We start from the raw sequence: 12,010 nt of genomic DNA, 5'->3' as shown, positions 1-12,010 counted from the left end.
GCCCTGACCACCGCCACCCCGGCGGCCACCCGGGTCGCCCACCTATTCGTCGCGAGCTGCCTGGAGGTCTTCAACGGCTTCCGCTCACCGGTGCAGCTCCGCCGCCACCTCGACCCGGTCCGCTCCGCGCAGTTGCTGCCCGAGCTGGCCCGCGCCACCGCCCGCAACGCTCCCGTGCGGCGCCGCACGCCCCGCCCCGGCCTGCACCTGCGTCGGCTGCGGGTGTGCGAGCCCCGGCCCACCGCCATCGAGGCCGCCGCCGTGCTCAGCGGCACCGCCGGCCGCAGCTGGGCGATGGCGCTGCGCCTGGAACAGCGCCGGGGCCACTGGCTCTGCACCGACCTGCGCGTGCTCTGACCCAGCCGGGGTGAGCCGGCACACCCCGGCCGACACACCACGGAGCCGTGGTCACCGAGACCACGGCTCCGTCGGATGTCGCAGGTGTGCGGGGCGCCTCAGTCGGCCGAGGTGCCGCCGGGCGCACCGTGGCAACGCTTGTACTTACGGCCCGAGCCACAGGGGCACGGCGCATTGCGGGAGGGGCCGTTGCTGGCGCTGGCCTGACCCGAGGAGTCCGTCTGCCGGGCCGTGCTGGCGGCGACACCGGGGCCACGCAGGCCGCCCGCCGCCCGCTGCGGGGCCGCCGGAGCGGTCCGCCCAGGCGCAGCCGGAGCGCTCGGCTCCGGACCGCCGATGCCCAGTGCCGGAGCCCGCTGGTCGTCGCGCTGGACCGCGACCCCACCGGCGCCGGCCTCACCGTCGATGGTGGGGGCGGAATACTGGAGCCCCTGCTGCTGCGGAGCGCGGCGCAGGCCCTTGGCCTTGATCTCCACCGGCTTCTCCAGCAGCTGCACCTCCTCGGCCTCGGGCTCAGGCTCGTTGACCTGCACCTCGAGGTTGTAGAGGAAGCCGACCGTCTCCTCCTTGATGCCGTCCATCATGGTGGTGAACATGGCGAAGCCCTCGCGCTGATATTCCACCACCGGGTCACGCTGGGCGTAGGCCCGCAGCGTGATGCCCTCCTGGAGGTAGTCCATCTCGTAGAGGTGCTCTCGCCACTTGCGGTCGATCACCTGGAGCAGCACCATCCGCTCCAACTGACGAGTGCCCTCGGCGCCGAGCTGCTCCTCACGGCGGTCGTACGCGGCGTTCGCGTCGTCCTTGAGCCGGGAGACCAGGAAGTCGGAGTCGATGCCGCCCCGCGACCCGCCGGCCTCCTCCTCCAGCTCCTCGATGGTGACGCCCACCGGGTAGAGCTGCTTGAGGTTGGTCCAGAGCTGCTCGAGGTCCCAGTCCTCGGCGTACCCGTCGGAGGTGGCCCCCCGCACGTACGCCTCGACCACGTCGTCGATCATGTTGCGGACCTGTTCGGAGAGGTCCTCACCGTTGAGTACGCGCAGCCGCTCGGCGTAGATCACCTGGCGCTGCTTGTTCATCACCTCGTCGTACTTGAGGACGTTCTTGCGGATCTCGGCGTTCTGGCCCTCGATCTGGGCCTGGGCGCTCTTGATCTGGCGGGTGACCATCTTCGACTCGATGGGCACGTCCTCCGGGATGTTGAACCGGTCCATGACCGCCTCGACCGCGCCGGAGCGGAACCGCTTCATCAGCTCGTCCTGGAGGGAGAGGTAGAACCGCGACTCACCGGGGTCACCCTGTCGGCCGGAGCGGCCGCGCAGCTGGTTGTCGATCCGCCGGGACTCGTGCCGCTCGGTGCCGAGCACGTAGAGCCCGCCGGCGGCGCCCACCTCCTCGGCCTCGGCGTCGCAGGCCTGCTTCCACTTCGGCAGGACCTCCTCCAACGCCTTGTCGTACTCCTCGGCGTTCTCCTCCGGGTCGAGGCCGCGCTGGCGCAGCTCGCTCGCGGCGAGGAACTCGGGGTTGCCGCCGAGCAGGATGTCGGTGCCACGACCGGCCATGTTGGTGGCCACCGTGACCGCGCCCTTACGACCGGCCTGGGCGACGATCTCCGCCTCCCGGGCGTGGAACTTCGCGTTCAGCACCGAGTGCGGGATGCCCCGGCGGCGCAGCAGCTGGGACAGGATCTCGGAGTTCTCCACCGAGACGGTGCCGACGAGGACCGGCTGCCCGGCCTGGTGCCGCTCGGCGATGTCCTCGATCACCGCGTTGAACTTGGCCTTCTCGGTCTTGTAGATGACGTCGGCCCGGTCCTGCCGGACCATCGGCCGGTGGGTCGGGATGGTCACCACGCCGACCTTGTAGACCTTGTTGAACTCGCCCGCCTCGGTCTGCGCCGTACCGGTCATGCCGGAGAGCTTGTCGTAGAGGCGGAAGTAGTTCTGGAGGGTGATGGTGGCCAGGGTCTGGTTCTCCTGCTTGATCTCCACCCCCTCCTTGGCCTCGATCGCCTGGTGCATGCCCTCGTTGTAGCGGCGGCCATGCAGGATGCGGCCGGTGAACTCGTCGACGATCAGGACCTCGCCGTCGCTGACGATGTAGTCCTTGTCGCGCTTGTAGAGCTCCTTGGCCTTGATGGCGTTGTTCAGGTAGCCGACGAGCGGAGTGTTCACCGACTCGTAGAGGTTGTCGATGCCGAGCCGGTCCTCGACCTTGGCCACGCCGCGCTCGGTCACCGCGATGGTGCGCTTGGCGTAGTCGACCTCGTAGTCGCCCTCGCCGTCCTTGCCGGACTGGAGGCGGGCCACCACCGCGGCGAACTCGCCGTACCAGCGGGCGGAGTGCTCGGCCGGACCGGAGATGATCAGCGGGGTCCGGGCCTCGTCGATCAGGATCGAGTCGACCTCGTCGACCACTGCGAAGTTGTGGCCGCGCTGGACCAGCTCGTCCTTTGACCAGGCCATGTTGTCGCGCAGGTAGTCGAAGCCGAACTCGTTGTTGGTGCCGTAGGTGATGTCGCACTCGTACGCCGCGCGGTGCTCGGTGGCCGGGCGGTTGGGCAGCACCACGCCGACGGTCAGGCCGAGGAACTCGTGCACCCGGCCCATCCAGGCGGCGTCGCGCTGGGCCAGGTAGTCGTTCACCGTGACCACGTGCACGCCCTTGCCGGACAGCGCGTTGAGATAGACCGGCATGACCGAGGTCAGGGTCTTGCCCTCACCGGTCTTCATCTCGGCGATGTTGCCGAAATGCAGCGCCGCGCCGCCCATCACCTGCACGTCGTACGGCCGCTGGCCGAGCACCCGCGCCGCCGCCTCCCGGCACACCGCGAACGCCTCGGGCAGCAGGTCGTCCAGGGTCTCGCCGTCGGCGAGCCGTTCCCTGAACTGCTCAGTCATGCCCCGCAGCTCGTCGTCGGTGAGGTTGACGTAGTCGTCCTCGATCGAGTTGACGGCGGCGGCGATCGCCTTGAGGCGGCGCACCATGCGCCCCTCGCCCGCGCGGAGGACCTTTTCCAGAATCGACACGGATCAACGCTCCCCTAGACAGTCTCGAACCATCGTAGGCGTTTCATCGGGCAGATGGTCACTGGTGGCGAGGGTCGGTCATCGCGAAACCGACATATCGCGTCCCGGTCCCGCTCATCCCCCGGTTTTCCGGTTACGCCGTGGGCGAACGATCCGGCACGATGGGTCGGATGGAGCCTGTGGAGATCAACGAGGCCGGTCTGGTGTTACGCCCGTGGCGCATCGAGGACGCCGACGACCTGCACCGCGCCTTCCAGGACCCGGACATCCAGCGCTGGACCACCATGCCGCGCCCGTACCTGCCGGAACACGCACGGACCTTCATCACCAAGCGGGTGCAGCGGTGGGAAGAGGGCAGCGAAGCACCCTTCGCGGTCTGCCACGCCGGCACCGGCGAACTACTCGGCGGATGTGGCCTGCACCAGATCGACCGCGACCACGAACTCACCGAAATCGGCTACTGGACCGCCCCGTGGGCACGCGGGCGCGGCGTCGCGGTACGCGCCACCCGCGCCCTGGCCCGCTGGTCGTTCGCCGAGCTGAAGCTGCGGCGACTGGTCTGGGGCGCCCAGGCGGGCAACCACGCCTCCCGGCTGGTCGCGCTCCGGGCCGGATTCCGGGTCGAGGGACGGCTCCGCGCCGCCGACCCGGGGCAGGGCCGCTATGAGTGGTTCGGTTCGCTGCTGCCCGGCGAAGTGCCGGCGCCCGGCGAGACCGGCCCAGCCGGACCGGGCACGCTCGAAGCCCGCCGGGCGGCCGTCTTCGGCCGGCCGCAGCCCATCCTCTTCGCCACCGCCGAAGACCACGAGCTGCGGCTACGCCCGCTGGAGGAGCGCGATCTCGACGCCGTCGTCACCACCTGCCAGGACCCGGACACCTTGCGCTGGACCACCATCCCGGAGCAGTACGACAGGTCGGCGGCCGAGGCGTTCCTGAGCCTGTGCCCGGACGGCTGGGCCGCCGGCACCACCGCCAGCTACGCGATCGCCGACGACCAGGACCACTACGTCGGCTCGATCGATCTGCGACTGTCACCCAACGACCCGCTGCTGGCCGACGTCGGCTTCATGACCGCACCGCACGCCCGCGGCCGGGGCTACCTGCCGGCCGCGCTCGCCGCCTTGACCGCCTGGGGCTTCACCACGCTCGGGCTGGCCCGCGTCGAGTGGCGGTCGCACGTCGGCAACACCGCCTCCCGCCGGGCCGCCGAGAAGGCCGGTTTCCTCATCGAGGGCACCGCCCGGGGCGCGCTGCACCACCGGGGTCGGCGGGTCGACGCCTGGGTCGGTGCGCTGCTCGCCGAGGACCTGACCCGGAAGGTGACGGCGTGAACCCGGCAACCATCGAGGGCCCGGGCGTACGCCTGCGGCTGTTCCGGCCGACCGATGTCGCCGACATCACCGCCGGCTGCGCCGACCCGCTCACCCAGCGGTTCATGGACGGCCTGCCCCACCCGTACACCGAGGCCGACGCCCGCTGGTGGGTCGCGGAGGGTGCGCCGGCGACCTTCGCCGGCGGCGGAGCCGCGTACGCCATCGCCGACCCGGACACCGACCGGCTGCTCGGCACCGTGGGGCTGAGCAACCTGGTGGCGCCGCGGAGCCAGGCCGAGATCGGTTACTGGGTGGCGCCGTGGGCCCGCGGCCGGGGCGTGGCCACGGCCGCCACCCGGGCGCTGGCCGGTCACGCCTTCGCCACCGGCACCGCCCGGCTGGAGCTGCTCACCAGCGTCGACAACGCGGCCAGTCAGCGGGTGGCGCTGGCCGCCGGGTTCCGGCCCGAGGGGGTACGCCGGGCCGCCAGCCCGGTGCGCGGCGGCGGTCGGCGGGACCTGACGGTGTGGGTACGCCTCGCCGACGATCCGCCCGGAGCGACCCCGCGTCTGCTGCCTGATCTGCCCGAAGGACGGCTGACCGACGGCGTGGTCGTGCTGCGCGCACTCGGTCCCGCCGACGCCGACGAGATGTTCCGCCTGCACAGCGACGCGGAGGTGGTGGCGAGCCGGGTGCCGCCGGAGCCACCCACCCGCGAGGCGATGGCACGGTACTGCCAGGAGGCGCAGGGCCAGTGGCTGGTCGGCAAGCTCGCCCCGATGGCCATCCTGGACGCGACGTCGGGGGCCGTCGCCGGAAACTGCGCGGTGATCCTCGACCAGCCGGCCAACCAGGCGATGATCGGCTACAGCCTGTCCCCGCAGTGGCGCGGGCGTGGTTACGCCACCCGCACGGTACGGCTCCTCGCCGGCTGGGGTTTCGCACACGTCGGGCTGGCCCGACTCTGGGCCGGCACCCTGCCGGAGAACGTCGCCTCGCAGCGGGTGCTGGAACGGGCCGGTTTCCGCTACGAGGGGCTGTTACGCGGGCGGTTACCCGGTGCCGTCGGGACCCGCGCCGACTCCACCGTCTTCGGGCTGCTGCCGGGCGATTTGACGGACTGACGGCCAGCTGGCCGGCTCGGGTCGGACCTGCCGCCCCGAGCCGGCGTCACCGGGTCAGATGGCCAACGAGATGATGCCGTAGTCGTAGGCGTGCCGCCGGTAGACCACGCTCGGCCGACCGGACTCCTTGTCCTGGAACAGATAGAAGTCGTGGCCGACGAGTTCCATCTGGAACAGCGCGTCGTCTACGGTCATCGGCTCGGCCGGGTGGACCTTCTCCCGGGCGATGTGCCACGGCTGGTCGTCGTGCTCGTCGTACTCGTCATCCTCAGGCCGTTCGGCGACCGCGGTGGCGGTACCTGTCGGCGCGGCCAGGACGGGCAGGTCCGTCACCGGCAGGCCGGCGGTGGCGGCGGCGACCGACAGCGGCGCGTGCCGGCCGCGGTGGATGCGACGCCGGTCGGCGGCGCGGCGCAGCCGGGCGTCGAGCTTGGCGATCGCCGCGTCCAGCGCGCTGTAGAAGTCGTTGGTGCAGGCCTCCGCCCGGATCACCGGGCCCCGGGAGTAGCAGGTGATCTCCACCCGCTGGCAGTGGTCGGCCTGGCGCGGATTGCGCTCATGGAACAGTTCGACATCGGCACGGATTAGCTTGTGGTCATAACGTTCGATCTTTGCGAGCTTGTCTGCGACGTGCACCCGGAAATGGTCCGGCACTTCGACGTTACGGCCCTTGACCACGATGTCCACGTGACCTCCTCGTTCGGACGGTCTTTGATCCGAGAAATCCGGTCATGCGCCCGGGGAGGGGTCCCGCTCGGCGTCGACCGGTTGATACGGCTACGCCTCCTCTCACCGCCGGGGGTGGTGGGTTGAGCTTCCTACCCCCGACAGGCAAACGCTAACTCCTGTTCGCCCGACAGTCACCCCCAGTCGCGAATACCGCCGAGTAATTTCCACAGCTCATACACGAAGGGGTGAAACGGAAACACAATGAGTCACCGCCTGTGCCTTTTCTGTGTCGCGGCCAGCACCGCAGCGGCCGACGGCGCGAGTCCCTGGGCGGTCAGCACCGCACTGATCGCCGCCAGGGTGGCCCCGGTGGTGACGATGTCGTCGAGCAGCACCACTGTCGCGCCGGGCGGCGCGGGACCGCTGCCCGGTCGGATCCGGAACGCGGAACCGGCCGCCGCGGCCCGGCCGGCGCTGTCCAGCGTCACCGAGTCCGGCCGGGGTGCGGCGCGGACCGGCCGGTGCACCCGCACCGGCCATCCGGCCGCGCGCAGTCGACGGGCGCAGTGCCGGGCCATCCGGTTCAGGTGGTCGCCGTAACGGGCCCGGGCCGCTGCCGGAGTGTCCGGCACCGGCACCAGCAGCACCGGTCGCGCCCCGCGCCGGTCGGTGCGGTCGTGCGCCGCATCGACCGCCGCCGCCACCACCTCGGCCAGCAACTCGCCCAGCGGCCGGGCCAGGGCGTGCCGGCCGTGCTCCTTGTACGCCAGCAGCGCCTCCCGCAACGGCCCGCCGTAGACGCCCAGCGCGTGACAGGGTGGCAGCCCCGCCGGGGCCGGCACCGGCCGTACCGGTCCGGGACGCAGCGCCCGCAGCGTCTGTACGCACTCCGGGCACATCCCGTGCCGCAACCCCGGTCGGCGGGCCCGGCACCCGGCGCAGTCGGCGGGCAGCACCAGGTCGGTCAGATCCGCCCAGATCCCGCCCCGCATGTGCTCAGTAGAGGAAGAAGGGGGCGGTGGGATAGCTGGCACGCGCTCCCGCCGGTGGCGACGCGGCGTCCTGGACGTGTTCCCGCCCCAGCCGCTGGAAGGGGTTGCTGCGGTAGATGACGCCGTTGGCCTCGTACATGAACGAACCGGCGAGCGACGCGAGTGGCGCGGGCACCGCACTCAGCTGGGTGGCTGCGGCACCGGTGTCTTCCCGCAGCCGGGTCTCCAACGCCCCGTCGACGCTGACGTCGTAGATCGCCGGGCGACCGGCCGAGCCGGCCACCACCAGCCGGGTCTCCCCCGCCCAGTCCACCGCGGTCGGGTTGACCAGGGAGAGGACCAGCCGGCGAGCCGGGCCGACGGTGGGCACCCCACCCTCCCAGCCGATCGCGGCGACGTGCAGCGTGCCGTCGACCACCACAGCGATCCGGTGCCCGTCCAGGGCGGCCGCCACCGTGCTGATCCGGCCGGGCAGCCCGAGCGGCACCGGCCGCAGCACCGCCTGGCCGTCGAAGCGGTAGAGGCCACCGTCGACGACCACGAACCCGGCCGGCTGGCCGGTGTCGGTCCGGACCCAGACCGGCCGGCCGATGCTCGCGTACGCGGACTCGCTGGTGGCGAAGTTCTCCACCACCTCCTGACCGCGCCCGACGGCGAGCCGCTGGCGTCCGTTCTCCTCGGCGACCACCAGCGCGGCCAGGACGTCCCCGCCCGCGCGGCGCAGCGCCGCGGAGACCACGTCGTGGTTCGCCTCGGCGGCCACCGGGACCGTGCCGGGCAGCTCGTTGCCGACGACGAGGGCGTGGATCGCCCCCTCGTAGACGCAGAACCGCCGCGCGGTCTCGTCGGAGTGGTACGGGTCGTTCGCCGACCGCTGCTCGCTGAGGTCGACGAGCCTGCGGGGCTGGTTGAGGATCTTGATTTCCAGGGTGCCGTCCAGGTCCTCCAGGGACCAGGCGAGCTGGGTGGCGAGTTGATCCAGCCGCTCGTCGTCGGCACCGGGCATGTCGAGGTTGACCTCCCACCGATCGGCCGAGCCGGTGGCATTGTTGATCATCTCGGTACGGTCGGGCAGGCCGGAGACCCCGATCCGCAGCCACTCCGACGGGCCCGCGGTCAGCCACCGGACCACCTCGCTGACCCGGCGCTCCGCCGGCACCGAAAGCGAGAGGTAGCGCTGGTCCGGCACCAGGCGGGTGCGTTCGGAGTTCCAGAAGTAGATCGACTTGGCCTGGTAGTACTGGCGCAGCGCCTCGTCGCTGAGCAGCAGCAGGTTCGGCGGGGCGCTGACATAGAAGCCGGCGTCGTCCTGCCCCGCCGGCCCGGCGTTGATCAGCCGGAACTCGTACGTCGTCTCGGTGGACAGCGGTGGCACCAGGATGCCGTTGGCGCGCAGCAGCCCGATCTGCTGCACCGTGATGGTGACCTTCATGCTGTCGACGTCGGGCGCGATCACCGGATCTTCGGCCAGGCGCACCACCGACAGCGCCACCTCGCTGCCCTGTTTCTCCTGAAGGCCGGGGCGGTCCGGCGGTGCGATGAACTGCTTCACCCGGTCGTACGCCCGATCCGGCTCGCCCGCCGCCGCGGCCAGGAAGTTTCGCACGAACGCCTCGGCGTCACTGCCGCTGGCCGTCCGGGTCGGCGGCTCACTGCCCCGCCCCAACGACCAACTGGTCTCCGCCGCCGGCCCCCGCTGCTCGGTCTGCACCTCGGTGCGGTCGGGAATGCCGCAGCCGGTCAGCACCAGCACGCCGCCGAGCAGACCGACGAGCAGGCGTCGCCTCACGAACCCACCCCCGCGTGCCGCTCCGGGCCAGCCTGCGCCGGGGTGATCGCGAACGCGCCACCCGGGCCCGGTCCGATGGCCAGCGGCCCGCTGCCGGCCACCCCAGCGAGCGGCGGTGTCGCGTCCGCCGGCACCAGCCGCAGCGGCGAGGTGGTAAGCCGGTCACCGGCCCGCGCCGGCAACGTGAGCCGGAACTGGGCACCCTGCCCCGGCGCACCCCATGCCTCCAGCCAACCACCGTGCAGCCGGGCGTCCTCGACGCTGATCGACAGCCCCAGCCCGGTCCCGCCGGTCTGCCGGGCCCGCGACGGGTCGGCCCGCCAGAACCGGTTGAAGACCAGCTTCTCCTCGCCTGGTTTGAGCCCCACACCATGGTCGCGAACGGTGATCGCCACGGCGGTCTCGTCCATGCCCAGGGTGATCCGCACCGGCCGACCCTCGCCGTGCTCGACGGCGTTGCCGACCAGGTTGCGCAACACCCGCTCGACCCGCCGCGGATCGATCTCGGCGATCACCGGGGCGACGGGGACGTCCAGCTCGACAGGGACTCCGACCCGCTCGGCCAGCCCGGCGAGCCGGTCCACCACCCGGTGCACCACCGGCACCAGGTCGGTCGGCTCGGCGTCGAGCACCGCGAAACCCGCGTCGAACCGGCTGATCTCCAGCAGGTCGGTGAGTAGTTCCTCGAACCGGTCCAGCTCGGCCTGGAGCAACTCGGCGCTGCGCGCCACCGCCGGGTCGAACTCGTCGCGCTCGGCGAAGATCAGGTCGGCCGCCATCCGTACCGTGGTCAGCGGGGTCCGCAGCTCGTGCGAGACGTCCGAGGTGAACCGGCGCTGCAACCGGGACATCTCCTCCAGGCGGAGGATCTGCCGTTGCAGGTTGGTGGCCATCTGGTTGAACGAGGCGGCGAGCAGGGCGAGGTCGTCCTCGCCGTTGACCGCCATCCGCTGGTCCAGCAGTCCGGCCGAGAGCCGCTGGGCGGTCCGGGCCGCCACCCGGACGGGGGTCACCACCAGGCGGGTCACCAGCGCGGCGAGCAGACCGAGCAGCAGCACCAGGGCGACCCCGGTGGCCACCACGGTGGCCCGCGCCTGGCTGGCCGTGGTGGCCTGCAAGGTCAGCGGTACGAAGTAGTAGAGCTCCACCTGACCGAACCGGGTCGGCACCGGCGAGCCGTACACCAGGTACGTGACGTCCCGGTCGCCGGTGAGCCGGCCGGTGCGGATCTGGTTGGCCACGTTCCCGCCGGCCACCGCGGCTCGCAGCTCCGGGCTGATCAACGGCTGGAAATCCACCGAGGGTGAGCTGCGGCGCTCGATCATCTCGCCGGCGCCGTCGGCGGTGAGCGCCACCACCACCCCGCTCGTCTGTTGCGGGTCGCCCCCGGCCAGATAGTTGACCGTGCCGTCGATGGTCTCCTGGAGCTGGGCCTCCTGCGGCTGGCTGTAGAGACTGAACTGCTTCGCCGCGTACTCCGCGCCGCTGGTCAGGCGGGCCCGGACATCGGTCTTGGCGTTGTCCAGCAGAATGCTGGTGATCTTGTCAGCGATCAGGTACGCGAACCCACCGACAAGCAGACTCGACACCACGAGCGTGATCGTCACCACACGCACCTGCAACGAGCGCCGCCAGGTCTGGTGCAACCCGGCGAAGAGCCGGGCAGCCCGACTGCTCAGCCCACGCCACAGCTCCCACCCGGCGCCGCGCCGGTGGGACGTGCTGTCATGATCCGGAATCGGGGAGGTGGTCACAGTGCGACCAGGCTATCCCGTACCCGCCTTGTAGCCCACGCCCCGCACGGTGAGGATGATTTCCGGTCGCTCCGGGTCCGGCTCGATCTTGGCACGAAGCCGCTGCACGTGCACGTTGACCAGCCGGGTGTCCGCCGCGTGCCGGTACCCCCAGACCTGTTCCAGCAGCACCTCCCGGGTGAAGACCTGACGGGGCTTGCGGGCCAGCGCGACCAGCAGGTCGAACTCCAACGGGGTCAGCTTCACCTCCTCGCCGTTGCGGCTGACGGTGTGCGCCGGCACGTCGATGGAGATCTGGTTGCCGGGCGGGCCGATGGTGAGCATCTCCGGCGCCGCGTCCTCGCCCCGCCGCAACCGGGCCCGCATCCGGGCCACCAACTCCTTGGGCTTGAACGGCTTGACCACGTAGTCGTCGGCTCCCGACTCCAGGCCGAGCACGACGTCGACAGTGTCACTCTTGGCGGTCAGCATGACGATCGGCACGCCCGACTCGGCCCGGATCGCCCGCGCCACGTCGATACCGCTCATTCCGGGCAACATGAGGTCGAGCAGGACGATGTCGGGCCGGTTGTCGCGGAACGCGGCCAGGGCCCGTTCCCCGTCCGCCACGAAGGACGGCATGAAACCTTCGCTGCGCAGGACGATGCCGAGCATCTCGGCGAGCGCGGGGTCGTCGTCGACCACCAGTACCCGGGCTCTCATGGGGTTAATGTTTCCATCCCGTCAGTTCGGTGGGGCTCGGCGTCACCCGGCACGCTACTCGGCGGCAGTCCACCCGGGCGGGACACGCGTGTCACCATGATTCCTGGCCGCCCCGCCGGGCGCCACCGCGTCGAGGGACATCCGGGGAGGCCGTGGTGAAAGGTTTCGGACCGTGGTTGGCCGTGCTCGCAGTGGTGTTGCTGCTCAGCGCACTGCGGCTGCGCACCCTGGCGGCGCTGGTCTCCCTGACCTGGCTGGCCTGGTGCGTCTGGACCTGGATC

Annotated in this window: 9 protein-coding genes; 3 read left to right on the top strand and 6 right to left on the bottom strand. The window is 71.3% G+C overall.

Features of this window, described 5'->3' with window-relative positions:
• Positions 1–357: Rv3235 family protein (locus C1I93_RS22555; protein ID WP_258378328.1), on the top strand; the 357-nt coding region annotated here is incomplete at its 5' end.
• 98 nt (positions 358–455) lie between these two features.
• On the opposite strand, the gene secA is transcribed toward C1I93_RS22555, so the two are convergent.
• Positions 456–3,386, bottom strand: coding sequence for a preprotein translocase subunit SecA (gene secA / locus C1I93_RS22550; protein WP_111245298.1), 2,931 nt, complete (start codon positions 3,384–3,386; stop codon positions 456–458).
• A gap of 170 nt (positions 3,387–3,556) precedes the next feature.
• Here secA and C1I93_RS22545 point away from each other — a divergent pair, with 170 nt between their 5' ends.
• Together C1I93_RS22545 and C1I93_RS22540 are read left to right on the top strand one after the other, a co-directional pair.
• Entirely contained in the window at positions 3,557–4,717 is a 1,161-nt protein-coding gene (locus tag C1I93_RS22545) for a GNAT family N-acetyltransferase (protein WP_111245297.1), read from the top strand.
• Positions 4,714–5,823, top strand: coding sequence for a GNAT family N-acetyltransferase (locus tag C1I93_RS22540; protein ID WP_111245296.1), 1,110 nt, complete (start codon positions 4,714–4,716; stop codon positions 5,821–5,823). Before C1I93_RS22545 ends, C1I93_RS22540 begins: the two co-directional genes overlap by 4 nt.
• Before the next feature lie 54 nt (positions 5,824–5,877).
• Here C1I93_RS22540 and hpf read toward each other — a convergent pair whose 3' ends face one another.
• From hpf to mtrA, 5 genes are all read right to left on the bottom strand, one after another.
• A complete protein-coding gene (gene hpf / locus C1I93_RS22535; protein WP_111245295.1) occupies positions 5,878–6,510 on the bottom strand; it encodes a ribosome hibernation-promoting factor, HPF/YfiA family in 633 nt (210 codons plus the stop codon).
• A gap of 248 nt (positions 6,511–6,758) precedes the next feature.
• Positions 6,759–7,484: a ComF family protein gene (locus C1I93_RS22530; protein ID WP_111245294.1), complete on the bottom strand. Its 726-nt coding sequence runs from the start codon at positions 7,482–7,484 to the stop codon at positions 6,759–6,761.
• Between the two features lie 4 nt (positions 7,485–7,488).
• Complete coding sequence (locus tag C1I93_RS22525) at positions 7,489–9,273, bottom strand: LpqB family beta-propeller domain-containing protein (protein WP_111245293.1); 1,785 nt, start codon at positions 9,271–9,273, stop codon at positions 7,489–7,491.
• On the bottom strand, positions 9,270–11,027 hold the full coding sequence (mtrB, locus tag C1I93_RS22520) for an MtrAB system histidine kinase MtrB (RefSeq protein ID WP_111245292.1): 1,758 nt from the start codon (positions 11,025–11,027) through the stop codon (positions 9,270–9,272). The genes C1I93_RS22525 and mtrB overlap by 4 nt, the downstream gene beginning before the upstream one ends.
• A 12-nt stretch (positions 11,028–11,039) precedes the next feature.
• Complete coding sequence (gene mtrA, locus C1I93_RS22515; RefSeq protein ID WP_111245291.1) at positions 11,040–11,729, bottom strand: MtrAB system response regulator MtrA; 690 nt, start codon at positions 11,727–11,729, stop codon at positions 11,040–11,042.
• Positions 11,730–12,010: the final 281 nt, after the last annotated feature.

Origin of the sequence: Micromonospora endophytica (genome assembly GCF_003236305.1) — a bacterium.
GTDB classification, from domain to species: Bacteria; Actinomycetota; Actinomycetes; order Mycobacteriales; family Micromonosporaceae; genus Micromonospora; species Micromonospora endophytica.
This window is presented reverse-complemented; position numbering and strand designations above follow the sequence as displayed.

What these genes read in the sequence shown, in the direction of transcription:
- C1I93_RS22530 (WP_111245294.1), bottom strand. Translation starts at nt 7,484, where the DNA reads ATGCGGGGCGGGATCTGGGCGGATCTGACCGACCTGGTGCTGCCCGCC.
- C1I93_RS22545 (WP_111245297.1), top strand. Translation starts at nt 3,557, where the DNA reads ATGGAGCCTGTGGAGATCAACGAGGCCGGTCTGGTGTTACGCCCGTGG.
- mtrA (WP_111245291.1), bottom strand. Translation starts at nt 11,729, where the DNA reads ATGAGAGCCCGGGTACTGGTGGTCGACGACGACCCCGCGCTCGCCGAG.